The sequence below is a fragment of the Rhizobium sp. BK602 genome, from assembly GCF_014195095.1.
Lineage (GTDB): Bacteria > Pseudomonadota > Alphaproteobacteria > Rhizobiales > Rhizobiaceae > Rhizobium.
The window spans coordinates 921,164-947,975 of record NZ_JACIBC010000002.1; the positions used below are offsets into that span (position 1 = coordinate 921,164).

A 26,812-nucleotide genomic window follows, 5' to 3' on the forward strand; every position below is an offset into this window, starting at 1 on the left:
GAGCGAAGATATGGTTTGCCGGGAGCAAACGTCATGGATGGCAGTAAGATGGAACGGTTCATGCTGAAGGAGCTGCTGGCGATCATCGCAGCCCTCGTGCTTGTCTCAGCAGTGCTTTTGACGATCGTCATCACGGGCAATTACTGAGCGCCACGCCTCGGCGTGCGCCGATTCCATTTTTGCGAGGGATATAGCGCTCTCTCCCCGAAGCGACGAGGGCGACAGGCAAGACGGCAAGCTGAACGCCCAGCCGGATCATTCTTTTCTTTTGGAAAAATGGTGGGCGATGAGAGACTCGAACTCCCGACATCCTCGGTGTAAACGAGGCGCTCTACCAACTGAGCTAATCGCCCTTCCGCGAAGCGATGCAAGTGACCGCTGCGTTTCGGTGGCCGTGATCTATGCGTAACGAGGAAAAACCGCAAGAGTGTTTGTGAAGATTTTTTGATTTTTTTGATCGCATGGCGTCGGGCAAGGTTATCAACAATATGCATTCTTGCGAAAGCAGGCGCGGCGAGGGCGAGTGTATCAGCTCGTTTTGAAATGCGCAGGGCGCGATGCTGCCATGATAAAACGCCGGGGCGGAAAATTGTCGGCGGCGGTTCTGAAAACAAATTGTCATCTGTCATGGATTTGTATTCAAACCTGCTTGACACCCAAACACGAACCCCGTAGTTAGCCGCTCATCGAACGGCGAGGCCGCTTTGATGGGTGCGAAAGCATCCGGAATGCTTGAAATGAATGCGGGTGTAGCTCAGTCGGTTAGAGTGCCGGCCTGTCACGCCGGAGGTCGCGGGTTCGAGCCCCGTCACTCGCGCCATTTCAAAGCAGCAATTCCGGGCTTTCCGCTGGGCCGCAAGGTCAAACTATGCGCGGGTGTAGCTCAGTCGGTTAGAGTGCCGGCCTGTCACGCCGGAGGTCGCGGGTTCGAGCCCCGTCACTCGCGCCATTCTTTCTTCAAGTCATTACAATCAAACATCAATTTTTTGCGACTGCGAAAGAGCCTTTTCGCGTTTGCGCCGATTTGTCGCGATATCGTTGCAACACATTGATAAGCCCGGCTCGATAGTGCTTGAAACGATGCATTCAAAAGGCTTGCGCGCGCGCTCCGCCTGCGCTAACCACGGCTCTGTTGCAACGCTCTTTCGCTTGGCTTTGGGCATTTGCCCAAAAGCGCCGCCCGGCGCTTACGGCAAGCAGGGATGGACATGATGACTGGACTGCTCAGTTCCTATATTCCGATAGCGATTTTCATTGGTATTGCCGTAGTGATCGGCCTGGCGCTGTTGATCACGCCGTTTGCCGTCGCCTTCAAGGCGCCCGATTCGGAAAAGCTGTCGGCCTATGAATGCGGCTTCAACGCATTCGATGACGCCCGCATGAAGTTCGATATCCGTTTCTACCTGGTGTCGATCCTCTTCATCATCTTCGATCTGGAAGTCGCCTTCCTTTTCCCCTGGGCCGTATCCTTCGGTGCGATCGGCTGGTTCGGGTTCTGGTCGATGATGGTGTTCCTGGCGGTGCTGACCATCGGCTTTATCTATGAATGGAAGAAGGGAGCGCTCGAATGGGAGTAGCCCATAGCAACACGACGCTCGTTGCGCCGCAGCCGAAGGGGATCATCGATCCCGCGACCGGCAAGCCGGTTGGCAGCAACGATCCGTTCTTCGGCGAGATCAACAACGAGCTCGCCGACAAGGGTTTCCTGGTCACCTCGACCGATGAGCTGATCAATTGGGCTCGTACGGGCTCGCTGATGTGGATGACCTTCGGTCTTGCTTGCTGCGCCGTGGAAATGATGCAGGTTTCGATGCCGCGCTACGACGTCGAGCGCTTCGGCTTCGCGCCGCGCGCCTCGCCGCGCCAGTCCGACGTCATGATCGTCGCCGGCACGCTGACCAACAAGATGGCTCCGGCCCTGCGCAAGGTCTACGACCAGATGCCGGAGCCGCGATATGTCATTTCGATGGGCTCCTGCGCCAATGGCGGCGGCTACTATCACTATTCCTATTCGGTCGTGCGCGGCTGCGACCGCATCGTTCCGATCGACATCTATATACCGGGCTGTCCTCCCACGGCGGAGGCGCTGCTTTACGGCGTGCTTCTGCTGCAGAAGAAGATCCGGCGCACCGGCACGATCGAACGGTAAGGCAGGGGACAAGGCATTATGAGTGAAGCCCTGAACGAACTCGCCACCTATCTCTCGGAAGTTCGCGGCGCTCTGATCTCGTTTTCCGAGATCAAGTACGGCGAACTGACGGTGACGACGACGGCAGAAAACGTGATTGCGCTGCTGACGTTCCTGCGCGACGACGCCAAGTGCGGTTTCGTCAACATGACGGATATTTGTGGCGTCGACTGGCCGCAGCGTCCCGACCGCTTCGATGTGGTCTATCACCTGCTGTCGCCGAAGAAGAACCTTCGCATCCGCGTCAAGGTGCCCGTCGCCGAGGACCAGGCGGTCCCGTCGGCTTGCGGCGTCTATCCCGGCGCCGATTGGTTCGAGCGCGAAACCTGGGACATGTACGGCGTGCTGTTCACCGGCCATCCGGACCTGCGCCGCCTGCTGACGGACTATGGTTTCGAAGGTCACCCGCTTCGCAAGGATTTCCCAACCACCGGCTTCGTCGAAGTTCGCTACGATGATGCCGCCAAGCGCGTCGTCTACGAGCCGGTCGAGCTGAAGCAGGAATTCCGCAACTTCGACTTTCTCTCTCCGTGGGAAGGCACCGACTATGTGCTGCCCGGCGACGAGAAGGCGAAGCAGTAAGCTTGAGGCAATAGGCAGTAGCCAATAGGCAATAGGAGAATGGCAAACGGCGATTAATTCCTACCAGGACCTTACGGTATGGCAGCGCGCCATGGATCTTGCTGTTGAATGTTACGCTCTTACTAAGGAATTTCCGAAGGAAGAGATTTACGGCTTGGTTTCGCAAATACGGCGGGCATCTGTGTCGATCGCGGCAAATATCGCGGAGGGTTATGGACGAGAGGCCACGGGGGCTTACGTGCATCACCTGAAGATTGCGCAAGGTTCGCTAAAGGAATTGGAGACGCATCTGATACTTTCGACGCGTGTAGGCGTCGTCGCCTCGGAGAAAATCAAGCTGGCGATGTCGATGAACGATGAAATCGGAAGGATGCTGCGGTCGCTGATACGCCGGTCGCAGGACGAACGACATGGATATGAGAGCTAACGATTACACTATTGCCTATTGCCTACTGGCTAATGCCTGCAATAAGCGGAGCGGATTGCAATGACAGAACACAACGTTCGCAACTTCAACATCAATTTCGGCCCGCAGCATCCGGCTGCGCACGGCGTTTTGCGTCTTGTCCTCGAGCTGGACGGCGAAATTGTGGAACGCGTCGATCCGCATATCGGCCTGCTGCATCGCGGCACGGAAAAGCTGATCGAAACGAAGACCTACCTGCAGGCCGTTCCTTACTTCGATCGCCTCGACTACGTGGCGCCGATGAACCAGGAACATGCTTATGCGCTGGCCGTCGAAAAGCTGCTCGGCATCGATATCCCGATCCGTGGCCAGCTGATCCGCGTGCTCTATTCGGAAATCGGCCGCATCCTGTCGCATCTTCTGAACGTCACGACGCAGGCCATGGACGTCGGCGCGCTGACGCCGCCGCTCTGGGGCTTCGAAGAGCGCGAAAAGCTGATGGTGTTCTATGAGCGCGCCTCCGGCTCGCGCATGCATGCCGCCTATGTCCGTCCGGGCGGCGTTCACCAGGACCTGCCGGAAAAGCTCGTCCAGGATATCGGCGACTGGTGCGATCCCTTCCTGAAGGCGCTCGACGACATCGACGACCTGCTGACCGGCAACCGCATCTTCAAGCAGCGTAACGTCGATATCGGCGTGGTGTCGCTGGAAGACTGTTGGGCCTGGGGCTTCTCGGGCGTCATGGTCCGCGGCTCCGGCGCCGCCTGGGACCTGCGCCGCTCGCAGCCCTACGAGTGCTATTCGGATCTGGAATTCGACATTCCGATCGGCAAGAACGGCGACTGCTACGACCGTTATCTCATCCGCATGATCGAAATGCGCCAGTCCGTCCGCATCATGAAGCAGTGCGTCAATCGCCTGCTCGGCGATGCCAAGACTGGTCCGGTCTCGTCGCTCGACGGCAAGGTCGTGCCGCCGAAGCGTGGTGAGATGAAGCGCTCGATGGAAGCGCTGATCCATCACTTCAAGCTCTACACCGAAGGCTATCACGTGCCGGCCGGCGAGGTTTATGCCGCTGTCGAAGCGCCGAAGGGCGAGTTCGGCGTCTACCTCGTCTCCGACGGTTCGAACAAGCCGTATCGCTGCAAGATCCGGGCGCCCGGCTATGCGCATCTGCAGGCCATGGATTTCATGTGCCGTGGCCATCAGCTCGCCGACGTCGCGGCCGTGCTCGGTTCGCTCGACATCGTGTTCGGCGAGGTGGATCGCTGATGCGGCAATGGCTGGTCATCGCTGCCGCGCTTCTTGCCGCTTCGGGCGCCTCCGCCCAGCAGGTCGGCAAGACGCAGACGCTGCCCAGCATCTCCGTGCAAGGTTCGAATGCCAAAAGCTCGAGCGTTGCGAAGGGTGACAATGCAAGTTCGCCTGGCACGGAATCGACCATGGCCGATCTCGTGTCACGCGGTTATGAAATCAAGGCCGCTGTGCCGAACGGCGGCAAGTTCGTTGTGTTTATGCAGAAAGACCAGTCGGCTTATGCCTGCGAATTTTCGTCGCTGACGGATACGCGGTGTGGGTCCATAAACTGAGATAAGGCGTGAAAGATGTCCGTTCGTCGACTAGCCGAAGATCAATTCCAGCCTGCCGCCTTCGCCTTCAACAAGGAGAACGCGATCTGGGCGGAAAAGACGATCAAGAAATACCCGGAAGGCCGCCAGCAATCAGCGATCATTCCGCTGATGATGCGCGCGCAGGAGCAGGAAGGCTGGGTCACCAAGGCGGCCATCGAGACGATCGCCGACATGCTTGATATGGCCTATATCCGCGCGCTCGAGGTTGCGACCTTCTATACGCAGTTCCAGCTTAAGCCGGTCGGTACGCGCGCCCATGTGCAGGTTTGCGGCACGACGCCCTGCATGCTGCGCGGCTCCGAAGCGCTGATGAAGGTCTGCAAGAGCAAGATCAACAGCCAAGCCTTCGAGCGCAACGCCGACGGCACGCTCTCTTGGGAAGAGGTCGAATGTCAGGGCGCCTGCGTCAACGCACCGATGGTCGTGATCGGCAAGGATACCTATGAGGATCTGACGCCGGCCCGTCTCGAAGAGATCATCGATGCGTTCGCCGCAGGCAAGGGCCGCGAGGTTCCGACCGGTCCGCAGATCGACCGCGTCTTCTCCGCACCGGAAGGCGGGTTGACGTCGCTGACGACCGAGGCGCCAAAGGCGAAGAGTGCAAGCGGCAAGGCTGCGAGCAGCGCCGCTGCGGCCAAGGCCGATGCAGCCCCGATTCCGCCGTCGGAAGCGGCTCGCGCAAAGAGCACCGACGCCGAAACCAATGCAGCGCTGAAGACGCCGGCAACGGCACCGGTCGCCGCCGCCAAGAACGTCAAGGCAGCCGAGGCGCAGCCGCTGTCCGGCACAGCCACCGCCGAGCCCGTCAAGGCGCCGGCCAGCAAGGCCGACAGCGCCCAGAAGCCGTCGCTGACGGACAAGAACCGCCCCGCCGGCATCGAAAAGCCCGCAACTCCGGATGACCTGAAGCTGATTTCCGGCGTCGGTCCGAAGATCGAGTCGATCCTCCATGAACTGGGTATCTTCACCTTTGCGCAGGTCGCAGGTTGGAAGAAGGCCGAGCGCGAATGGGTCGATGGCTACTTGAATTTCAAGGGCCGGATCGAGCGCGACGACTGGATCAAGCAGGCCAAGGCGCTCGCTAAGGGCGGCGAAGCGGAATATATCAAGGTCTTCGGCAAGAAGCCGCGGTAAGAGGTGAAGCATGTTACAGGATCAGGATCGCATCTTTACCAATATCTACGGCCACAAGGACAAGTCCCTGAAGGGCGCGATGTCGCGCGGCCATTGGGACGGTACCAAGCAGATTCTCGAAAAGGGTCGTGACTGGATCATCAACGAGATGAAGGCGTCAGGCCTTCGTGGTCGCGGCGGCGCCGGCTTCCCGACCGGTCTCAAGTGGTCCTTCATGCCGAAGGAAAGCGACGGCCGTCCGCATTATCTCGTCGTCAATGCCGACGAGTCCGAGCCGGGCACCTGCAAGGACCGCGACATCATGCGCCACGATCCGCATACGCTGATCGAAGGCTGCGTCGTCGCCGGTTTCGCCATGGGCGCCAATACCGCCTATATCTATGTTCGCGGCGAATATATGCGCGAGCGCGAAGCCCTGCAGGCGGCGATCGACGAATGTTACGATGCCGGATTGCTCGGTAAAAACAACAAGCTCGGCTGGGACTTTGATATTTATGTCCATCATGGCGCCGGCGCTTATATCTGCGGCGAGGAAACCGCGCTGCTCGAAAGCCTGGAAGGCAAGAAGGGCCAGCCGCGCCTGAAGCCGCCGTTCCCGGCCAATATGGGTCTCTACGGCTGCCCGACGACCGTCAACAATGTCGAATCCATCGCCGTTGCCCCGACGATCCTGCGCCGCGGCGCCGGCTGGTTCTCTTCCTTCGGCCGTCCGAACAATGTCGGCACGAAGCTGTTCATGCTGTCCGGCCACGTCAATCGTCCGTGCACGGTCGAAGAAACCATGGGCATCACCTTCCGTGAGCTGGTCGACAGGCATGGTGGCGGCATTCGCGGCGGTTGGGACAATCTGCTGGCCGTCATCCCCGGCGGTGCATCGTGCCCGGTCGTTCCGGCAGCCGATATCATCGATTGCCCGATGGATTTCGACGGCCTGCGCGAGGTCAAGTCGTCCTTCGGCACGGCGGCGGCCATCGTCATGGACAAGTCGACCGACATCATCAAGGCGATCGCCCGCATCTCCGCCTTCTTCAAGCATGAAAGCTGCGGCCAGTGCACGCCGTGCCGCGAAGGCACCGGCTGGATGTGGCGCGTGCTGGAACGCATGGAGCGCGGCAATGCGCAGAAGCGCGAAATCGACATGCTGTTCCAGGTGACGAAGCAGATCGAAGGCCATACTATCTGTGCGCTCGGCGATGCCGCCGCATGGCCGGTGCAGGGCCTGATCCGCAATTTCCGTCCGGAAATCGAAAAGCGCATCGACCAGTACACCGCCAACGCCACCAGCCATGGTGCGGTGCTGGAAGCGGCCGAGTAAGGAAGGACGATGGCGAAGACCGCGGATACCAGGCAGGACAGCGGAGCGGCCGATGCATCGGCTGAGCTCGGCCGTATTGCCGTGGATATGCTGCGGAACGCGCCAGCTCTGCCGATCCATCCGTTGATGGCGCATCCCGCCGCGGCACTTGCCGCGATGACCGCCATCGGCTTCGGCTTCTCGTCGCAACTGGCAGGCGCCTTCCTGGGCGCGATGCAGGGCGCTGCCGAAACGGCGGGCAAGCTTGCCGTGGCTCTGGATGAAACGAATGCCGTTCCCGCCGACGAAAAGCCGACGGCGAAGCGGAGCGGGGCAGGGGACGTGCCGCCGGTCAAGGCAGCTCCGGTCGCCAAGCCAGCCGCACCCAAGGTGAAAGCTGTGAAGACGGCCGCGCCGAAGGCGCCTGTCGTAAAGGTGGCCGCTAGGACCAAAGCCAAGGCTGAAGCTGCAGCGCCGATCGTGGCCGAGCCGGCTGTCAGCCCGGTCAGTGGCCGCAAGGCCGCGGTGAAGACGGATGACCTGAAGCGGATTTCGGGCATCGGTCCGAAGCTGGAACAGGTTCTCAACGGACGCGGCATTCAGCGCTATGCCGATATCGCCGTTTGGAGCGACGCGGATATCGAGCGCATCGATGCCGAACTCGGCTTCGACGGCCGTATCCGCCGCGACGACTGGGTAGGGCAGGCAAGGGCACTTCAGCCGAAGGGCCGGAAATGAAGGTTTCTCCGGCTGCGTTCCAAGCTGCCGGTGCATGCGAATGAGCGGTGAGCATGGTGCGGGCTGGGTCCGCAGGCTGCTTCCGGAATTCGGATCTTGTGGGGGCAAGGTCCGGTAAAGGTGATTGTGAGCAAGACCGGTGCCATGTGGCTCGAATGACGTGCCGATGGCGATACTGGTGTTGCGGTCATGAGAAATTATCTGCGGCCAGGTTCGGCGGCAGAGATGACATAGGACTGAGTGGACGATGGCAAAACTGAAGATTGACGGAAAAGAGATCGAAGTCCCGGATCACTACACGCTTATCCAGGCGTGCGAGGAAGCCGGTGCCGAAGTCCCGCGCTTCTGCTTCCATGAACGACTGTCGGTGGCCGGCAATTGCCGCATGTGCCTCGTCGAGGTGAAGGGTGGCCCGCCGAAGCCGCAGGCATCCTGCGCCATGGGCGTGCGCGACATTCGCGGCGGCCCGAACGGCGAGCTTCCGGAAGTCTTCACCAACACGCCGATGGTCAAGAAGGCCCGCGAAGGCGTCATGGAATTCCTGCTGATCAACCACCCGCTGGATTGCCCGATCTGCGACCAGGGTGGCGAATGCGATCTGCAGGACCAGGCCATGGCCTTCGGCATCGACAGCTCACGCTATCAGGAAGACAAGCGCGCCGTCGAGGACAAGTATATCGGCCCGCTCGTCAAGACCGTGATGAACCGCTGCATTCACTGCACGCGCTGCGTCCGCTTCACGACGGAAGTCGCCGGCATTTCCGAACTCGGCCTGATCGGCCGCGGCGAAGACGCCGAGATCACCACCTATCTCGAGCGGGCGATGACCTCCGAGCTGCAGGGCAACGTTGTCGACCTTTGCCCGGTCGGTGCGCTGACCTCGAAGCCCTTCGCCTTCACTGCCCGTCCGTGGGAGCTGAACAAGACCGAATCGATCGACGTCATGGACGCGCTCGGCTCGGCGATCCGCGTCGACACGCGTGGCCGCGAAGTCATGCGCGTGCTGCCGCGCGTCAACGAGCAGATCAACGAGGAGTGGATTTCCGACAAGACCCGCTTCATCTGGGACGGCCTGAAGACGCAGCGTCTCGACAAGCCCTATGTCCGCAAGGACGGCCGCCTGCAGGCATCGACCTGGGGCGACGCCTTCGCCGCCATCAAGTCCGCGGTATCAGCCACCAGCGGCGACAAGATCGGCGCGATTGCCGGCGATCTTGCGTCCGTCGAGGAAATGTACGCCCTTTCCGAACTGCTGAAATCACTGGGATCGGAAAATCTCGACTGTCGTCAGGACGGGACGGCGCTTGATCCGTCGCTCGGCCGCGCAAGCTACATCTTCAATCCGAGCATCGAAGGCATCGAAGCCGCCGACGCGCTGCTGATCGTCGGCGCCAATCCGCGCTTCGAAGCAGCCGTGCTGAACTCGCGCATCCGCAAGCGCTGGCGCCGCGGCAAGTTCCCGATCGGCGTGATCGGTGAAGCTGCCGACCTGCGTTATTCCTACGACTATCTCGGCGCCGGTCCGGAAACGCTGGCCGATATCGTCAACGGTTCGCACAAGTTCGCCGACGTTCTGAAGACCGCGCAGAAGCCGATGATCATCATCGGTCAGGGCGCGCTCATCCGTGAGGACGGCGCCGCCGTACTGGCGAATGCCGCCAAGCTTGCCGCCGCCGTCGGCGTCGTCAAGGATGGCTGGAACGGCTTTGCCGTGCTCCACACCGCCGCATCCCGCGTCGGCGGCCTCGACCTCGGCTTCGTGCCGGGCGAAAAGGGCGTCAACGCAGCCCAGATGCTCGCCTCCATGGATGTCCTCTTCCTGCTCGGCGCCGACGAGCTGGACTTCAGCCGCAAGGGCGCGAAGTTCACCGTCTATATCGGCTCGCATGGCGACGAAGGCGCGCAGAATGCCGACGTCATCCTGCCGGCCGCGACCTACACCGAAAAGTCGGGCACCTGGGTCAACACCGAAGGCCGCGTCCAGGTCGGCAACCGCGCCGGCTTCGCGCCGGGCGATGCCCGTGAGGACTGGGCCGTCATCCGCGCCCTTTCCGACGTGCTCGGCAAGAAGCTTCCCTTTGATTCGCTGAGAGAATTGCGCGTCAAGCTCTATGCTGCCTTCCCGCATTTCGCCGGTATCGACGAGATTGCCGAAGGTGATAGCGCCCAAATTGCCGCACTTGCGAAAAAAGCCGGCGCGATGGGCAAATCGGCATTTGCGTCGCCGATCAAAGACTTCTATTTGACGAACCCGATAGCGCGCGCCTCGGCTGTTATGGCTGAGTGCTCGGCATTGGCCCGCAACAATTTCCAGGCTGCGGCAGAGTAAGGGCAGAGGACTATGGATTCATTCGTTTCGACCTATCTTTGGCCGGCGCTGATTATCATCGGTCAGTCCCTGCTGCTCCTGGTCTGCCTGCTGATCTTCATCGCCTATATCCTTCTTGCCGACCGCAAGATCTGGGCGGCGGTTCAGCTTCGCCGCGGCCCGAACGTCGTCGGCCCCTTCGGTCTGTTCCAGTCCTTCGCCGACCTTTTGAAGTTCATGGTCAAGGAGCCGATCATTCCGGCCGGCGCCAACAAGGCGGTCTTCCTGCTGGCGCCGCTGGTTTCCGTGGTGCTGGCACTTGCCACCTGGGCCGTCGTGCCGGTGGCGAACGGCTGGGTCATCGCCAACATCAATGTCGGCATTCTCTACATTCTGGCGATCTCGTCGCTCGAAGTATACGGCATCATCATGGGCGGCTGGGCTTCGAACTCGAAGTACCCGTTCCTCGGCGCGCTGCGTTCCGCCGCGCAGATGGTGTCCTACGAAGTCTCGATCGGCCTGGTCATCGTCACCGTCCTGCTCTGCGTCGGTTCGCTGAATCTCACGGATATCGTCATGTCGCAGCAGACGGGTCTCGGCACCAAGCTCGGCCTGCCGGCCTCGTTCCTCGACTGGCACTGGCTGTCGCTGTTCCCGATGTTCATCGTGTTCTTCATTTCGGCGCTGGCTGAAACCAACCGTCCGCCCTTCGACCTTCCGGAAGCGGAATCGGAGCTGGTCGCCGGCTTCATGGTGGAGTACGGCTCTTCGCCCTACATGATGTTCATGCTCGGCGAATATGCGGCCGTCGTCCTGATGTGCTCGCTGACCACGATCCTGTTCCTCGGCGGCTGGCTGCCTCCGGTCGATATCTGGATCCTGAACTGGGTTCCCGGCATCATCTGGTTCCTGCTGAAGTCGTGCCTGGTTTTCTTCATGTTCGCGATGGTCAAGGCTTTCGTGCCGCGCTACCGCTACGACCAGCTCATGCGCCTTGGCTGGAAGGTCTTCCTGCCGCTGTCGCTCGCCATGGTCATTATCGTTGCATTCGTGCTGAAGCTGATGGGATGGGCATGATGATGTCGATCCTCGCTTCAAGCAGATTTGGAGGTTGAAGATGGCCGGATTTTCCAACGCCGTCAGCTCGCTGTTCCTCAAGGAATTCGTCGGCGCGTTCTTTTTGTCGATGCGCTACTTCTTCAAGCAGAAGGCGACGATCAACTACCCCTTCGAGAAGGGGCCGGTCAGCCCGCGCTTCCGCGGCGAACATGCGCTGCGCCGCTATCCGAACGGTGAAGAGCGTTGCATCGCCTGCAAGCTCTGCGAAGCCATCTGTCCTGCCCAGGCCATCACCATCGAGGCCGGGCCGCGCCGCAATGACGGCACCCGCCGCACGGTGCGTTACGACATCGACATGGTGAAGTGCATCTATTGCGGCTTCTGCCAGGAAGCCTGCCCGGTCGACGCCATCGTCGAAGGGCCGAACTTCGAATTCGCCACGGAAACCCGCGAAGAGCTTTATTTCGACAAGGCGCGGCTTCTGGAAAATGGCGACCGCTGGGAACGCGAAATCGCGCGCAACATCGCGCAGGATTCGCCCTACCGCTGAGCGGAATTTTGAATATGCCATGACCGGCGGCGAAAATTGCCGCCGTCGCGGTTGAATTGAGACCGGGGCTTTGCCGGACGGACGTCCAGCCGAGCTCCATCGGGCAGGGACACTCCCGGCTGCCCGGGGGAAGACGAAAAAGGCACCAATCATGGGTCTGCAGGCTCTATTTTTCTATATCTTCGCCTTTGTCGCGGTAGCGTCGGCGTTCATGGTCATCTCGGCGCGGAATCCGGTCCACTCGGTCCTGTTCCTCATCCTGGTCTTCTTCAATGCCGCCGGTCTCTTCCTCCTCCTGGGGGCGGAATTCCTGGCGATGATCCTGCTGGTCGTCTATGTCGGCGCCGTCGCGGTTCTCTTCCTCTTCGTCGTCATGATGCTCGACATCGACTTCTCCGAGCTCAGGGCAGGCATCCTGGAATATGCCCCGATCGGCGCGCTGATCGGCATCATCCTTGCGGCCGAGCTGATCGTGGTCATCGGCGGCAGCGTGATTTCGCCCAATGTCGCCAAGGCGGTCGCCATGCCGATCCCGGCGCTGACGGATCGCACGAACACGGCCGCTCTCGGCGACGTGCTCTATACCAACTACGTTTATTTCTTCGAGATCGCCGGCCTTGTGCTGCTGGTCGCGATGATCGGCGCGATCGTCCTGACGCTGAAGCATCGCACACACATCAAGCGCCAGAACATTTCTCAGCAGGTCGCCCGCACGCCCGAGACCGCCGTCGAGGTGGTCAAGGTCAAGCCGGGGCAGGGCGTCTGAGGCGAGGCACGAGGGTCAAAGGAACAAGAACATGGTCATCGGACTTTCCCACTACCTTACGGTCAGCGCCATCCTTTTCGTGCTCGGCGTCTTCGGCATCTTCCTGAACCGCAAGAACGTCATCATCATCCTGATGTCGGTCGAGCTCATTCTGCTCGCGGTCAACATCAACATGGTCGCCTTCTCGTCGTTCCTCAACGACATCGTCGGCCAGGTCTTCGCTCTGTTCATTCTGACCGTCGCTGCTGCGGAAGCGGCCATCGGTCTCGCAATTCTCGTCGTCTTCTACCGTAATCGCGGCTCCATCGCCGTCGAAGACGTCAACGTGATGAAGGGCTGATACAGCTATGTTCTTATATAAGGCTATCGTCTTTCTTCCCCTGATTGGCGCGATCATCGCCGGCCTCTTCGGTCGCGGCATCGGCGCCAAGGCGTCGGAATACGTCACCACCGGCTTGATGATCATCGCCGCGATCCTGTCCTGGGTGGTCTTTTTCACGGTGGCGCTCGGCCATGGCGAAGAGCCGATCAAGGTCGAGGTGCTGCGCTGGATTCAGTCCGGCGGCATCGATGTCGCCTGGTCGCTGCGCGTCGACACGTTGACCTCGGTGATGCTGATCGTCGTGAACTCGGTCTCGACCCTCGTTCACGTCTATTCGATCGGATACATGCATCACGATCCGCATCGTCCCCGCTTCTTCGCCTATCTCTCGCTCTTCACCTTCGCCATGCTGATGCTGGTGACCTCCGACAACCTCGCCCAGATGTTCTTCGGCTGGGAAGGCGTCGGTCTCGCCTCCTATCTGCTGATCGGCTTCTGGTTCAAGAAGCCGTCGGCTTCCGCCGCCGCGATGAAGGCCTTCATCGTCAACCGCGTCGGCGACTTCGGTTTCGTTCTCGGCATTGCCGGCGTCTTCGTTCTCTTCGGCTCGATCAATTTCGACGTCATCTTCGGCAATGCCCAGAGCTTTGCCGCGGGGCAGGGCGGCCAGCCTGGCGATATCGTGCTGAACCTCTTCGGCCTGCATCTCGATCGCGGCCAGGCGCTTACCGGCGTCTGCCTGCTGCTCTTCATGGGCGCGATGGGCAAGTCGGCGCAGTTCCTGCTGCACACCTGGCTGCCGGACGCCATGGAAGGCCCGACGCCTGTGTCGGCGCTCATCCATGCCGCGACCATGGTCACCGCCGGCGTCTTCCTCGTCGCCCGCATGTCGCCGATCTTCGAACTGTCGCCGGATGCGCTGACCGTGGTCACCATCATCGGCGCGATCACCGCCTTCTTCGCGGCGACCGTCGGCCTCGTGCAGAACGACATCAAGCGCGTCATCGCCTATTCGACCTGTTCGCAGCTCGGCTACATGTTCGTGGCGCTCGGCGTCGGCGCCTATGGCGCGGCCATTTTCCACCTCTTTACGCACGCCTTCTTCAAGGCACTGCTCTTCCTCTGCGCCGGCTCGGTCATCCATGCCGTCGACGGCGAGCAGGACATGCGTTACATGGGCGGCCTGCGTCCACATATCCAGAAGACCTTCTGGATGATGATCATCGGCACGCTGGCGATCACCGGTGTCGGCATTCCGCTGACCCATATCGGCTTTGCCGGCTTCCTGTCGAAGGACGCGATCATTCTCGCCGCCTTCACCTCGCACAATGCGGCTGCCGGCTTTGCCTTCACGCTGCTGGTCATCGCCGCGCTGTTCACCAGCTTCTATTCCTGGCGCCTGATCTTCATGACCTTCTTCGGCAAGCCGCGCGCTTCGCACGAGGTCATGCACCATGTGCATGAATCGCCGAACGTCATGCTGATCCCGCTTTATCTGCTGGCGATCGGCGCCGTTGCCGCCGGCATGTATTTCCATGCGGACTTCGTCGGCCATGCCTATGAGGAGTTCTGGAAGCACGCGCTGTTCACGCTGCCGGACAACAAGATCCTCGAAGAGATGGAACATGCGCCGCATTGGGTCGAGCTCAGCCCGTTCGTCGCCATGCTGCTCGGTCTGGTCACTGCCTGGTACATGTACATCAAGTCGCCGGAAACGCCGCGCAGGCTCGCCGAGCAGCATCGCGTGCTCTACGAGTTCCTGCTGAACAAGTGGTACTTCGACGAGCTCTATGACTTCCTCTTCGTCCGCACCGCCAAGGCGCTTGGCCGCTTCCTCTGGAAGAAGGGCGACATCGGGGTCATCGATACGGTCGGTCCCAACGGTGTTGCCGCCCGCGTCGTCGATGTCACCAACCGCGTCGTCCGCCTGCAGACCGGTTACCTCTATCACTATGCCTTCGCGATGCTTCTGGGCATTGCGGCCCTCGTTACCTGGATGATGCTCGGGAGTTCCTTCTGATGACCGATTGGCCCATTCTTTCAACGGTCACGTTCCTGCCGCTGGTCGGCGTCCTCCTTCTGCTGTTCATGCGGGATGACGGACCGAACGGCCGCCGCAATATCCTGAACGTCTCGCTGCTGACGACGGTCTTCACCTTTGTCGTCTCGCTGTTCATCTGGATCGGTTTCGACAACGCCAATCCCGGCTTCCAGATGATCGAGAAGCATGGCTGGCTCGGCTCCGGCATTAGCTATCACATGGGCGTCGACGGCATCTCCATGCTGTTCGTCATCCTGTCGACCTTCCTGATGCCCTTCTGCGTGCTGGCAAGCTGGCTCTCGGTCGAGAAGCGCCTGAAGGACTACATGATCGCCTTCCTCGTCCTCGAGACGATGATGATCGGCGTGTTCGTGTCGCTGGATATCGTGCTGTTCTACGTCTTCTTCGAAGCCGGCCTCATCCCGATGTTCCTGATCATCGGCGTCTGGGGCGGCAAGGACCGCGTCTACGCCAGCTACAAGTTCTTCCTCTATACGCTGCTCGGTTCGGTGCTGATGCTGCTCGCCATCATGGCGATGTACTGGCAGGCTGGCACGACCGACATTCAGGCGCTGCTCGCCTATAAGTTCCCCGTGCAGATGCAGACGTGGCTTTGGCTCGCCTTCTTCGCCTCCTTCGCGGTGAAGATGCCGATGTGGCCGGTTCATACCTGGCTGCCCGACGCGCACGTTCAGGCGCCGACGGCGGGCTCGGTCATCCTGGCCGGCGTCCTCCTGAAGCTCGGCGGCTACGGTCTGATCCGCTTCTCGCTCGGCATGTTCCCGAACGCGTCGGAATATTTCGCGCCGCTCGTCTTCGCTTTGTCGGTCATCGCCATCATCTACACCTCGCTGGTGGCGCTGATGCAGGAAGACATCAAGAAGCTGATCGCCTATTCCTCGGTCGCGCACATGGGCTATGTCACCATGGGCATCTTCGCGGCCAACCAGCAAGGTGTTCAGGGTGCTATCTTCCAGATGCTGTCGCACGGCATCGTCTCGGGCGCGCTCTTCCTCTGCGTCGGCGTGATCTATGACCGCACCCATACCCGCGAGATCGCGGCCTATGGCGGTCTGGTCAACAACATGCCGAAATATGCCGTTGCCATGATGGTCTTCACCATGGCCAATGTCGGCCTGCCCGGCACTTCCGGTTTCATCGGCGAATTCCTGACCCTGATCGGCGTCTTCCGCGTCAACAGCTGGGTCGCGCTCTTTGCCGCCACCGGCGTCATCCTGTCGGCCGCCTATGCGCTCTGGCTCTATCGCCGGGTCATCTTCGGCGCGCTGGAGAAGGAAAACCTGAAGAAGCTGCTGGATCTGTCGCCGCGCGAACAGCTGATCCTCTATCCGCTGATCGCACTGACCATCCTCTTCGGCGTCTATCCGGCTCCGATCTTCGATGCCACGGCCGCTTCGGTGGACCTGCTCGTAAACAACTACACCGCTGCCCTGCACGCTGCGCAGAATGTTGCGCTGTCGATGAATTGATGACGGGACTTTTTCGACATGACTGCTGAAACAATCCTTGCAAGCCTGCACCTTTCCATCCCGGAGCTCATACTCGCGGTCGGTGCGCTTGTGCTGCTCATGATCGGCGTCTTCTCAGGCGAACGGTCGGGACCGACGGTCACCGGCCTTGCCATCGCGCTTCTGGCGGTGGCCGGTCTCTGGATCATCTTCGTGCCGGACGAAGGCCTGGCCTACGGCGGCGCCTATCTCGCCGACGGCTTCTCGCGCTTCATGAAGGTCGTGGCGCTGATCGGTTCGATCGTCGCCATGTTCATGAGCATGGGGCAGGCGGGCGAGCAGCAACTCGATCGCTTCGAATTCCCGGTGCTGCTGCTGCTGGCGACGCTCGGCATCCTGCTGATGATCTCGGCGCATGATCTGATCTCGCTCTACCTGTCGCTGGAATTGCAGTCGCTGGCGCTCTACGTCGTTGCCGCCATCAACCGCGACAGCCTCAAGTCGACGGAAGCGGGCCTGAAGTATTTCGTGCTCGGCGCGCTGTCTTCCGGCATGCTGCTCTACGGCATGTCGCTGGTCTACGGCTTCACCGGCCACACGACCTTCGATGCCATCGCCACCGCGCTCAGTGCCGAAACCCGGTCGCTCGGCCTCGTCTTCGGTCTGGTCTTCATCCTTGCCGGCCTTGCCTTCAAGATCTCCGCCGTGCCGTTCCACATGTGGACGCCGGACGTCTACGAAGGCGCGCCGACCCCGGTCACCGCCTTCTTCGCAGCCGCTCCGAAGGTTGCGGCGATGGCGATCCTCACCCGCATCGTCATCACCGCCTTCCATCCGGTGCTTGCCGACTGGCAGCAGGTCATCGTCTTCATCTCGATTGCGTCGATGGTGCTCGGTGCCTTCGCGGCCATCGGCCAGCGCAACTTCAAGCGACTGATGGCCTATTCTTCCATCGGTCACATGGGCTACGCGCTGGTCGGCCTTGCCGCCGGCAGCAAGACCGGTGTCTCCGGCGTCATGCTCTACATGGTCATCTACATGGTCATGACGCTCGGCACCTTCGCCATCATCATGGCGATGCGCCGCAAGGATGGCCGCCTGGTGGAAAACATCGACGATCTCTCGGGCCTCGCGACCACCAACCCCTTCATGGCGGTGGTGCTGACGGCGCTGATGTTCTCGCTGGCCGGCATTCCGCCGCTCGCGGGCTTCTTCGGGAAGTACTTCGTCTTCGTCGCTGCCATCCAGGCACATCTCTATGCGCTCGCCATCATCGGCGTGCTCGCATCGGTGGTCGGCGCCTACTACTATCTGCGCGTCATCAAGGTGATGTGGTTCGATGAGGCCAAGGACGAGTTCACCCGCACGGCCGGTTCGCTGCGTCTGGTCTTCGGCCTGTCCGGTCTCTTCGTCATCACCTACGTCTTCTTCGGCGGCGCAATCGGCGGTGCTGCCGATCTCGCAGCCGCGACGCTGTTTTGATGGCGTCTGACATGAACAGCCGGAAGTCGCTCGGCGACTTCCGGCATGATGCCCTCGCGGAGACCGCATCGACCAACAGCGAGTGCCTGGAACGGGCACGGGCGGGCGATGAAGGCAATCTCTGGGTGACGGCGGCCCGCCAGACCGGCGGGCGTGGACGCCGCGGACGCCCCTGGGTGTCGGAACGCGGCAATCTCTATGCATCCCTTCTTTTGATCGATCCCGCGCCGATGGATCGCCTCGGCTCCCTGCCTCTGGCCGTCGCGGTGGCCGTGCAGCAGGCGGTGCGCTCCGTGCTGCCGCTCGCCGCCGAACCTGTCGAAGTCAAGTGGCCGAACGACATCCTGATCGGCCGCAAGAAAACCTGCGGTATCCTGATCGAGGGCGAGGCGCTTGCCGATGGACGCTATGCGCTGGTGATCGGCATCGGCATCAATGTCGCGGTCATGCCCGAGAATACGATGTATCCGGTCACCTGCCTGCGCGAGCAGGGCTCGACGGTCTCGGCGGAAGAACTGTTTGCGCATCTCTATGCCGCGATGGCGGAAGTGCTGGGCGCCTGGGACCGTGGCAAGGGCATTCGGGAGATCACGGCGCGCTGGCGCGAGGTCGCCTGCGGCATCGGCGAAAAGATCACGGTGAACCTGCCGGATCGTTCGATTTCCGGCCATTTCTCCGGAATTGATGATAATGGCTTGTTGATGCTCGATACCGGCGGCGGCAAGATCCTGCCGATCGCGGCGGGCGACGTTTTTTTCAGATCGTAGGTAAAAGATAGATATGGCGAAGCAAGACGAACTGGTGTTCCTGCCTCTCGGCGGCGTCGGCGAGATCGGCATGAACCTCGCGCTTTACGGCTATGGCGCGCCGGAGCATCGCCAGTGGATCATGGTCGATTGCGGCGTCACCTTTCCGGGGCCGGACCTGCCGGGCGTCGATCTTGTGCTGCCCGACATCCGCTTCCTCGCCAAGGAACGCAAGAACCTCAAGGGCATCATCATCACCCATGCGCATGAGGATCACTACGGCGCGCTGAACGATCTCTGGCCGGGCCTGAATGTTCCGATCTATGCCTCCGCCTTTACCGCCGGCCTGCTGGAGGCCAAGCGCGATTATGAGAAGTCGATGGGCGAAATTCCGGTCACGCTGTTCAAAGCTGGCGATCGTATCAATGTCGGCCCCTTTGAGATTGAAGGCGTGGCCGTCAACCACTCGATCCCCGAGCCGATGTCGCTGATGATCCGCACGCCCGCGGGCAATGTGATCCATACCGGCGACTGGAAGATCGACCACGAGCCGTCGCTTGGGCCGCTGACCGACGAGACGCGCTTCCGCCAGTTGGGCGACGAAGGCGTGCTGGCGCTGATGTGCGATTCCACCAATGCGCTCCGCGACGGCGTGTCGCCGTCGGAGAAGGACGTTTCCGCCAGCCTGCGCAAGATCATCGAAGATGCCGAGGGCAGGGTGGCGATCACCACCTTCTCCTCCAATGTCGGCCGTATCCGCACGATCGCCGAGGCTGCCGAAGCTGCCGGCCGCGAAGTGCTGCTGCTCGGCAGCTCGCTGAAGCGCGTCGTCGATGTCGCCCGCGATATCGGCCTCATGGAGGGTATCAAGCCGTTCATCGCCGAGGACGAATATGGCTATATCCCGCGCGACAAGGTCGTCGTCATTCTGACCGGCAGTCAGGGCGAGCCCCGCGCCGCCCTGGCCAAGCTCTCCCGCGACGAGATGCGCAACGTCGCGCTCGCCGCCGGCGATATCGTCGTCTTCTCCTCGCGCGCCATTCCCGGCAACGAGAAGGCCATCCAGGATATCAAGAACGGCCTGACCGAGCAGGGCGTGCATGTGGTGACGGATGCCGAGGCGCTGGTGCATGTCTCCGGCCATCCGCGCCGCAACGAGCTGCAGAAGATGTATGAGTGGACGCGTCCGAAAATCGTCGTGCCGGTGCATGGCGAGGCGACGCATCTGACCGCGCATAAGGAACTGGCCGAGCAATCCGGCATCGCGACCGTGCCGCGGGTCCGCAACGGCGATATCCTGCGTCTGGCGCCCGGGCCGGCCGAGGTGATCGGCGAGGCGCCGCATGGCCGGATCTTCAAGGACGGCATATTGATCGGCGATTTCGACGAGATGGGTATCGGCGAGCGCAAGAAGCTCTCCTATGTCGGCCATGTCGCCGTCAACGTCGTGCTCGATGCTCGCTATGACATCGTCGGTGATCCCGATATCGTGCCGATCGGCCTTCCTGCCTATGATGACGAGGGAGAGGAGATGGAGGACACGCTCTTCGACGCCGTCGTCAGTGCCATCGAGAGCATCCCGCGCGCGCGCCGCAAGGATCTGAACATGCTGCAGGAGGCCGCGCGCCGCGCGGTACGCGCCGCCGCGAACCATGGCTGGGGCAAGAAGCCGGTCGTGACCGTATTCGTCACGCGCCTGGCGGACTGATCCGCGTCTCCATCCGGTCGGACAAAAGGGATCGTCATGCTCAAGCGCATCAATCATATCGCCATCGCTGTTCCCGACGTCCAAATTGCCGCCGCAACCTATCGCGAGATGCTGGACGCCAAGGTGTCCGCGCCGCAGGCCTTGCCGGAACATGGCGTCACGGTCGTTTTCGTCGAATTGCCGAACAGCAAGGTCGAATTGCTGGAGCCGCTCGGCGCGGACTCGCCGCTGGTGAAGTTCCTTGCCAGATATCCCACAGGCGGCATGCATCATATCTGCTACGAGGTGGATGATCTCCTGGCGGCGCGCGATCGCCTGGTGGCGGGAGGCGCACGGGTGCTGGGCGGTGACGAACCGCAGATCGGCGCGCATGGCAAGCCGGTACTGTTTCTGCATCCCAAGGATTTCTTCGGCACGCTGATCGAGCTCGAAGAGAGCTCACGCCGGAGTGGAGCGGCGGTGTGACATTAGGGCGCTGGGCCTTGCTTTGAAACGCGAGGGCTTTGGCTCTATAAGCTGACTATAGCAATTCCAGGAAAAGTGCTCAGCGGTTTTCCGTTTGGAATTGCACCAGAACAATAGATAGAGCGGTTCCGTGAAACACGGAGCCCTTCTAGACGGGAGGGGCAGGCGGCTTTGCGCCTGTCATGAGGAAGCACCATGGCCCAGCAGATTTTCTCGACTTGCGCCGTCTATTTCGTTGTCTGGTGGATCACGCTCTTCGCGGTGTTGCCGTTCGGCCTGCGAACGCAAGCCGAGGACGGTCAGGTCATTCTCGGAACGGTCGAAAGCGCGCCGACGAAATTCCGAGGCTGGCGCGTGGTCCTGATCACGACCCTGGTCTCCGCCGTCATCTATGCCGCATGGTATGTGAGCGCCCATTATTTCGGCTTCGGCTTCAACTCCATACCGTCGATCATTCCGCATTACGACGACTGAGCAGGTCCTCGGGAATATCCGGGATGCAGGTTGATGAATACGTGTCACGGAATGGCCTGAAAATCGTCACACCGCTGTCATCTGCCTGAGGCAAAGAGGCGGCGTCGCGACAATGGTTTCATCGAGACGATGGGTCGCGGCAAATGCCTGTTTTCAGGCCCTCGTGCTTGAGGTCCCAGGCCGTTGATCGAGGCGTGAAAAGCAAAAAAAAACAAGGCTATAAGCCTTGTTTTAAAGTATCGCGTGATCCTTATCCGTTGCCGGGGCTGCGACGAGCGCGCCTAAGATCTGATCCTCCCAAGACTTGACCGCGAAACGGCAAGAATTTAGCCTTCTTGCCTCTTTTGTGAGCTAAAATTAGCTCAAAGAATGAGCTTTGTCATCTGTTTTTTTGCTTTTTTGTTACAGTCGCGCAGAATTTTTCTGTTGACAGCTTTTTGCCACAAAGCCTTATAAACATGCATTTTTTCGAATTCGTGGAAATATATCAGAGTGCCCGGCATTTGCGGGTATTCGCCGGATTCGGTCCGCGCAAATGCGGGTTTCCTTCCTGCGCCGAAGCAGTTATGAACTGCCTCCAGCAATCAATTTTCGCGCGATTCCGCCAAGGGTGGAACGTCAAACCATTTGGAATTAGCCTATGCGCCTGTCCCGTTACTTCCTGCCCATCCTGAAGGAAAATCCCAAGGAGGCCGAGATCGTGTCCCACCGGCTGATGCTGCGTGCCGGCATGATCCGCCAGCAGTCGCAAGGCATCTATTCGTGGCTGCCGCTGGGCAAGCGCGTTCTCGACAAGGTCAACAAGATCATCCGCGAGGAACAGAACCGTTCCGGCGCTATCGAGCTGTCGATGCCGACCTTGCAGTCGGCCGAGCTCTGGCAGGAAAGCGGCCGCTACGATGCCTATGGCAAGGAGATGCTGCGTATCAAGGACCGCCAGGATCGGCCCATGCTCTACGGCCCGACCAATGAGGAGATGGTCACCGACATCTTCCGGTCCTACGTCAAGTCCTACAAGGACCTGCCGCTCAACCTCTATCATATCCAGCTGAAGTTCCGCGACGAGATCCGTCCGCGCTTCGGCACCATGCGCTCGCGCGAATTCATGATGAAGGATGCCTATTCCTTCGATCTGACGCAGGAAGGCGCCGTGATTGCCTATAACAAGATGTTCACGGCCTATCTGCGCACCTTCGATCGCCTTGGTCTTCGCGCAATCCCGATGCGCGCCGACACCGGCCCGATCGGCGGTGAGCTCAGCCACGAGTTCATCATTCTCGCCGATACCGGCGAATCCGAAGTCTTCTGCCACAAGGATTTCGTCAATTTCGACATTCCCCCGGAAGACACGAATTTCGATGACGCCGCCGGCCTGAAGGGCATTTTCGACAAATGGACGTCGCTTTATGCGGCGACCTCCGAGATGCATGACGAGGCTGCCTTCAACGCCATTCCCGAAGGCGAGCGCCTGTCGGCGCGCGGCATCGAGGTCGGTCACATCTTCTATTTCGGCACCAAATATTCCGAACCGATGGGCGCGAAGGTTCAAGGCCCTGACGGCAAGGAACATGCTGTCCACATGGGATCTTACGGTATCGGCCCGACACGCCTTGTTCCCGCCATCATCGAAGCATCGCATGACGAGAACGGAATCATCTGGCCGGCTTCGGTCGCGCCCTTTGATGTCGTCGTGATCAACATGAAGGCGGGCGACGAGGCTTGCGATGCTGCTTGCGAAACCGTCTACGCCGCGCTGTCGAAGGCTGGCAAGGACGTGTTGTACGACGATCGCGACGAGCGCGCCGGCACGAAGTTCGCGACCGCCGATCTGATCGGCGTGCCCGTACAGATCATCGTCGGACCGCGGTCGATCGCGAACGGCGAGGTGGAAGTCAAGGACCGGAAGACCGGCGCTCGCGAGACCATGACCGTCGAGGCGGCGATCAACCGTCTGGCAGGCTGAGCAAACGATAGGAAGAGAAGCGAATGGCGGTAAGCGCGGCAGCCGAGCAGCAGGAAAAGTCTTCAACGACCAGCCCGTCATCGCGTCCCTTTTCCGGTTTCGAACGGCTCGTCGCCTGGCGCTATCTGCGCTCCAGGCGCAAGGAGGCGTCGATCTCGGTCATTGCCGGCTTTTCGCTGGTCGGGATCATGCTCGGCGTCGCGGCGCTGATCATCGTGATGGCGGTCATGAATGGCTTCCGCGCCGAGCTCTTCAAGCAGATTCTCGGCTTCAACGGCCATGTCGTTGTCCAGCCGATCGATTCGCCGTTGAATGACTATGCTGCTTTGACGCAGAAATTCACCACCGTTCCCGGCGTCACCATGGCCCTGCCGCTGGTCGAGGGCGAGACGCTCGCCTCCGGTCGTGGCGGCTCCGGCACCGGCGCGCTGGTGCGTGGTATCCGCTCCGAGGATCTGACCAAACTCAAGACGGTTTCGGACCACATCATTAGCGGCGACATGGTCGGCTTTGCCGCCGGACAGGGCGTCATGGTCGGCTCGCGGCTCGCCCGGCAGCTGGGGCTGACGGTCGGCGATCAGATCACGCTCACTGCGCCGGATGGCGACGTGACACCTTTCGGGGTCAATCCGCGCGTCAAGGCCTACACCATCTCCGGCATTTTCGAGGTGGGCATGTCGGAATATGATGCCTCGGTGGTGTTCATGCCGCTCGAGGAAGCACAGGTCTTCTTCAATGCCGAAGGCATCGTCGAGAAGATTGAGCTTTTCGTCAGCAATCCGGACGATGTCGACGAGCTCAGGCCGAAGATCGAGGCCGCGGCCGGACGGCAGATCTTTTTGACCGACTGGCGTCAGGTCAACGCGACTTTCTTCTCGGCGCTGCAGGTCGAGCGCAACACCATGTTCATGATCCTGACGCTGATCGTCATCGTCGCCGCGCTCAACATCATCTCCGGCCTGATCATGCTGGTGAAGGACAAGGGGAGCGATATCGCCATCCTGCGCACCATGGGCGCGACGTCGGGAGCGATCATGCGCATCTTCTTCATGACGGGTGCCGCGATCGGCGTCGTCGGCACCGTCGCCGGCGTGGCGCTCGGCGTTCTCGTCTGCCTCAATATCGAATCCATCCGCCAGTTCTTCTCCTGGATATCGGGCACGGTGATCTTCAATCCGGAAGTCTATTTCCTCAGCAAGCTGCCGGCCCAGATGAATCTCGGAGAGACCATCTCGGTGATCGTGATGGCGCTGACATTGTCCTTCCTAGCGACGATCTTCCCGGCCTGGCGCGCCTCGCGGCTCGATCCGGTGCAGGCGCTACGGTACGAATAAGGAATACCGCATTTGACGAAACGCAACGTCGTTCTCCAGCTTTCCGGCGTGGAGCGCCATTACGGGCAGGGCGAGACCCGCCTGTCGATCCTGAGGGGCGCCGATTTCGCGCTGCGCAGCGGCGAGATCGTCGCTCTCGTCGCGCCCTCGGGTACGGGCAAGTCGACGCTCCTGCATGTCGCGGGCCTGCTCGAGCATCCCGATGGCGGTGAGGTGCTGGTCAATGGCCAGGCATGCGAGGGCTTGTCCGATGACAGGCGCACGGCCGTCCGCCGCAGCGAGATCGGTTTCGTCTACCAGTTCCACCATCTGCTGCCGGAGTTTTCCGCTCTGGAAAACATCATGATGCCGCAGCTCATTTCCGGCCTGTCGCGGAAGGAGGCGAGCGCCCGCGCCGCTCAGCTTCTCGACTATATGCGCATCGGCCACCGCGCCGATCACCGCCCGGCCGAACTGTCCGGCGGCGAACAGCAGCGCGTTGCCATCGCCCGCGCTGTCGCCAACGCGCCGCTGGTGCTGCTGGCCGACGAGCCCACAGGCAACCTCGACCCAGAGACCGCGCATTATGTCTTCGACGCGCTCGAGGCACTGGTGCGCCAATCGGGGCTTGCGGCACTGATCGCCACCCACAATCACGACCTTGCGGCCCGCATGGACCGCCGCGTGACGATCAACGACGGCAAGGTCGTGGAGTTCTGATCGCCTGTCAGGGAACGATCAGGCCGCCGCGATAGTCCAGCTCATAAGCCTTTCGGTCCTTCACCAGAATGACCTCGTGACCGATGAAATGGTCGCAGCCGCCGGTGCTGCGGTCCACATAGCGGCCGAGCGGGTGGTCGAAGTCGAAGCCGCCGAGGAAGCGCTTCTCATCGAGGTAAAGCCGCAGCAGCGACGCCTTGATGATCATCCCCGCGGCTGTGCCGTCGATGAGATCGGGTTCGACGATGTGGCCGAAATAATTCATCGCCCAGACCGGCTCGTCATCGAGCCAGACCAGTTCCTGCCCGGCGAAATCCGTGCCGCCGAAATAGCTGTCGAGATAGCGCCAGCGGCCGCTGGCATAGCCGATATCATGCGAACCACTCCGGCAGGACGGCAGTCGTTCGCCGTCGCCGACATAGGTCTCGGCTTTCGCAGTGACAATGAAATCGTTGAGCTCGGCAAGATCCGGCACGGTCCTCTCCATTCATGGTGAGGGCGCAGGGTGCCACGCGATCAGATGCAAGTAAAGAACATAAAGAGAACAAATACGGCGCTACGGCGCTTGCTCACAGATTTTCCGGCCGATTTCGTCGTCCCAATCCTCGATCCTGATGGTTCTGGCTTCCGCCTTGAACTGCTTGTCGCGCTTCGTCGCCTTGCCAGTCAGGACATTATAGTCGCAGCTATAACTGCGCTCGGCTTCGAGATTGTCGCGATAATCGAAGGTGAAGCCGGCGACGATGAAGGCATTGTTGCGCAGCGCGATCGTGAGCGTCTGATGCCAGCGGTCGCGCCCGATCGCATCATTCTGGGAGGTGACGGCGATCGAGCCATTCGGCAGCGCGGCGATCGACGGTTCCTGCCCTATGATGCCGCCGGGCTCGGCGCGGCCCCATACCTTGCCGGGCGCGGCGGCAGCCAGCTTGAGCAGCGAGCGTTCCTTATCCCGGAGGTAGATATAGATGCTGATTTCAACGTCGCTGTCGTCGTTCGGCGGGACTGTCGCGAGTAGTGCGAGGTCCGGCTGGCCGTCCTTGTTCCAGTCGCCGATCGCCGCGTCGACGATGCGGTCCGGCGTGATGGCGGTTTCGGCCGATAGGGCCGCCGTTGCCAAAAGCAGGATGCCGCCTGCGAGAACCAGCTGCTTCATGACGACCTCCTCCGGTTGTCCTGTCATAGCGCGCCGCAATCCGACCGTCCATCCATGCGCTTCCGGACGCAGCCATGAAAATTTCTGGGGACTATTGACTCCTGAACAAAAATAGAACAAATAAGAAACATAACGAGTAAGGAGCGCGTAAATGACCGATATCATTCGAGACGTTGCAGCATTCACCTCCATCGTCATGTTCGTTGCCAGCTTTTCCCTCATCATGATGGCGATGTGAGTTTCACACTCACGGATGTTGCCAAACGCCCGTGAATCATGAAGGCGACTTCTGGACTTTAT

26 protein-coding genes and 3 tRNA genes are annotated in these 26,812 nt (G+C 60.8%); 26 read left to right on the forward strand and 3 right to left on the reverse strand.

The genetic code is table 11. From position 1 onward, the window contains the following. Positions 1-277 precede the first annotated feature (277 nt). A tRNA-Val gene (locus tag FHX11_RS09995) sits at positions 278-353 on the reverse strand. A 390-nt stretch (positions 354-743) separates the two neighbouring features. Here FHX11_RS09995 and FHX11_RS10000 point away from each other — a divergent pair. From FHX11_RS10000 to FHX11_RS10125, 26 genes are all read left to right on the forward strand, one after another. Then, positions 744-820, forward strand: a tRNA-Asp gene (locus FHX11_RS10000). A gap of 52 nt (positions 821-872) precedes the next feature. Continuing rightward, a tRNA-Asp gene (locus tag FHX11_RS10005) sits at positions 873-949 on the forward strand. A gap of 262 nt (positions 950-1,211) precedes the next feature. Further along, entirely contained in the window at positions 1,212-1,577 is a 366-nt protein-coding gene (locus tag FHX11_RS10010) for an NADH-quinone oxidoreductase subunit A (RefSeq protein ID WP_028754004.1), read from the forward strand. Then, positions 1,568-2,149: an NADH-quinone oxidoreductase subunit B gene (locus tag FHX11_RS10015; protein ID WP_184357421.1), complete on the forward strand. Its 582-nt coding sequence runs from the start codon at positions 1,568-1,570 to the stop codon at positions 2,147-2,149. Before FHX11_RS10010 ends, FHX11_RS10015 begins: the two co-directional genes overlap by 10 nt. An 18-nt stretch (positions 2,150-2,167) precedes the next feature. Further along, entirely contained in the window at positions 2,168-2,770 is a 603-nt protein-coding gene (locus tag FHX11_RS10020; RefSeq protein WP_184357422.1) for an NADH-quinone oxidoreductase subunit C, read from the forward strand. A gap of 31 nt (positions 2,771-2,801) precedes the next feature. Beyond that, positions 2,802-3,197, forward strand: coding sequence for a four helix bundle protein (locus FHX11_RS10025; protein ID WP_348649697.1), 396 nt, complete (start codon positions 2,802-2,804; stop codon positions 3,195-3,197). A gap of 60 nt (positions 3,198-3,257) precedes the next feature. Next, positions 3,258-4,448 (forward strand): NADH-quinone oxidoreductase subunit D, encoded by a 1,191-nt coding sequence (locus FHX11_RS10030; protein ID WP_184357424.1) that lies wholly within the window; start codon positions 3,258-3,260, stop codon positions 4,446-4,448. Next, positions 4,448-4,765, forward strand: coding sequence for a hypothetical protein (locus tag FHX11_RS10035; RefSeq protein ID WP_184357425.1), 318 nt, complete (start codon positions 4,448-4,450; stop codon positions 4,763-4,765). Before FHX11_RS10030 ends, FHX11_RS10035 begins: the two co-directional genes overlap by 1 nt. Before the next feature lie 15 nt (positions 4,766-4,780). Further along, on the forward strand, positions 4,781-5,941 hold the full coding sequence (locus FHX11_RS10040) for an NADH-quinone oxidoreductase subunit E (RefSeq protein ID WP_184357426.1): 1,161 nt from the start codon (positions 4,781-4,783) through the stop codon (positions 5,939-5,941). Between the two features lie 10 nt (positions 5,942-5,951). Further along, positions 5,952-7,256 carry an NADH-quinone oxidoreductase subunit NuoF gene (gene nuoF / locus FHX11_RS10045; protein ID WP_184357427.1) on the forward strand — a complete coding sequence of 435 codons (1,305 nt, stop codon included), beginning with the start codon at positions 5,952-5,954 and terminating at the stop codon, positions 7,254-7,256. A gap of 9 nt (positions 7,257-7,265) precedes the next feature. After that, positions 7,266-7,973, forward strand: coding sequence for a 5' DNA nuclease (locus FHX11_RS10050; RefSeq protein WP_184357428.1), 708 nt, complete (start codon positions 7,266-7,268; stop codon positions 7,971-7,973). Between the two features lie 247 nt (positions 7,974-8,220). Then, positions 8,221-10,302, forward strand: coding sequence for an NADH-quinone oxidoreductase subunit NuoG (nuoG, locus tag FHX11_RS10055; protein ID WP_184357429.1), 2,082 nt, complete (start codon positions 8,221-8,223; stop codon positions 10,300-10,302). Positions 10,303-10,314: 12 nt separating this feature from the next. After that, positions 10,315-11,358 (forward strand): NADH-quinone oxidoreductase subunit NuoH, encoded by a 1,044-nt coding sequence (nuoH, locus tag FHX11_RS10060; RefSeq protein WP_184357430.1) that lies wholly within the window; start codon positions 10,315-10,317, stop codon positions 11,356-11,358. A 40-nt stretch (positions 11,359-11,398) separates the two neighbouring features. Beyond that, positions 11,399-11,890: an NADH-quinone oxidoreductase subunit NuoI gene (gene nuoI / locus FHX11_RS10065; RefSeq protein ID WP_184357431.1), complete on the forward strand. Its 492-nt coding sequence runs from the start codon at positions 11,399-11,401 to the stop codon at positions 11,888-11,890. A 151-nt stretch (positions 11,891-12,041) separates the two neighbouring features. Further along, on the forward strand, positions 12,042-12,656 hold the full coding sequence (locus tag FHX11_RS10070) for an NADH-quinone oxidoreductase subunit J (RefSeq protein WP_184357432.1): 615 nt from the start codon (positions 12,042-12,044) through the stop codon (positions 12,654-12,656). 31 nt (positions 12,657-12,687) lie between these two features. Next, the gene (gene nuoK, locus FHX11_RS10075; protein WP_007689961.1) at positions 12,688-12,996 is read left to right on the forward strand and encodes an NADH-quinone oxidoreductase subunit NuoK; all 309 of its coding nucleotides are present in this window, start codon (positions 12,688-12,690) and stop codon (positions 12,994-12,996) included. Between the two features lie 7 nt (positions 12,997-13,003). Continuing rightward, on the forward strand, positions 13,004-14,998 hold the full coding sequence (gene nuoL / locus FHX11_RS10080) for an NADH-quinone oxidoreductase subunit L (RefSeq protein ID WP_184357433.1): 1,995 nt from the start codon (positions 13,004-13,006) through the stop codon (positions 14,996-14,998). Then, positions 14,998-16,509 carry an NADH-quinone oxidoreductase subunit M gene (locus FHX11_RS10085; protein WP_184357434.1) on the forward strand — a complete coding sequence of 504 codons (1,512 nt, stop codon included), beginning with the start codon at positions 14,998-15,000 and terminating at the stop codon, positions 16,507-16,509. The genes nuoL and FHX11_RS10085 overlap by 1 nt, the downstream gene beginning before the upstream one ends. Before the next feature lie 18 nt (positions 16,510-16,527). Then, a complete protein-coding gene (gene nuoN / locus FHX11_RS10090; RefSeq protein WP_184357435.1) occupies positions 16,528-17,970 on the forward strand; it encodes an NADH-quinone oxidoreductase subunit NuoN in 1,443 nt (480 codons plus the stop codon). After that, on the forward strand, positions 17,970-18,737 hold the full coding sequence (locus tag FHX11_RS10095) for a biotin--[acetyl-CoA-carboxylase] ligase (RefSeq protein WP_184357436.1): 768 nt from the start codon (positions 17,970-17,972) through the stop codon (positions 18,735-18,737). The genes nuoN and FHX11_RS10095 overlap by 1 nt, the downstream gene beginning before the upstream one ends. A 13-nt stretch (positions 18,738-18,750) precedes the next feature. Further along, the gene (locus FHX11_RS10100) at positions 18,751-20,424 is read left to right on the forward strand and encodes a ribonuclease J (RefSeq protein ID WP_184357437.1); all 1,674 of its coding nucleotides are present in this window, start codon (positions 18,751-18,753) and stop codon (positions 20,422-20,424) included. 36 nt (positions 20,425-20,460) lie between these two features. Next, positions 20,461-20,889 carry a methylmalonyl-CoA epimerase gene (gene mce / locus FHX11_RS10105; protein ID WP_184357438.1) on the forward strand — a complete coding sequence of 143 codons (429 nt, stop codon included), beginning with the start codon at positions 20,461-20,463 and terminating at the stop codon, positions 20,887-20,889. Positions 20,890-21,084: 195 nt separating this feature from the next. Next, positions 21,085-21,363, forward strand: coding sequence for a DUF1467 family protein (locus FHX11_RS10110; protein WP_184357439.1), 279 nt, complete (start codon positions 21,085-21,087; stop codon positions 21,361-21,363). A gap of 640 nt (positions 21,364-22,003) precedes the next feature. Next, positions 22,004-23,326 carry a proline--tRNA ligase gene (gene proS / locus FHX11_RS10115; protein WP_184357440.1) on the forward strand — a complete coding sequence of 441 codons (1,323 nt, stop codon included), beginning with the start codon at positions 22,004-22,006 and terminating at the stop codon, positions 23,324-23,326. Between the two features lie 23 nt (positions 23,327-23,349). Next, the gene (locus tag FHX11_RS10120; RefSeq protein ID WP_184357441.1) at positions 23,350-24,660 is read left to right on the forward strand and encodes a lipoprotein-releasing ABC transporter permease subunit; all 1,311 of its coding nucleotides are present in this window, start codon (positions 23,350-23,352) and stop codon (positions 24,658-24,660) included. A 12-nt stretch (positions 24,661-24,672) separates the two neighbouring features. Beyond that, positions 24,673-25,359 (forward strand): ABC transporter ATP-binding protein, encoded by a 687-nt coding sequence (locus FHX11_RS10125; RefSeq protein WP_184357442.1) that lies wholly within the window; start codon positions 24,673-24,675, stop codon positions 25,357-25,359. 7 nt (positions 25,360-25,366) lie between these two features. Here the strand turns inward: FHX11_RS10125 and FHX11_RS10130 are convergent, their stop codons facing one another. Together FHX11_RS10130 and FHX11_RS10135 are read right to left on the reverse strand one after the other, a co-directional pair. Then, positions 25,367-25,834 (reverse strand): DUF5680 domain-containing protein, encoded by a 468-nt coding sequence (locus FHX11_RS10130; RefSeq protein ID WP_184357443.1) that lies wholly within the window; start codon positions 25,832-25,834, stop codon positions 25,367-25,369. An 81-nt stretch (positions 25,835-25,915) separates the two neighbouring features. Beyond that, positions 25,916-26,512 (reverse strand): hypothetical protein, encoded by a 597-nt coding sequence (locus tag FHX11_RS10135; RefSeq protein ID WP_184357444.1) that lies wholly within the window; start codon positions 26,510-26,512, stop codon positions 25,916-25,918. Between the last annotated feature and the right edge of the window lie 300 nt (positions 26,513-26,812).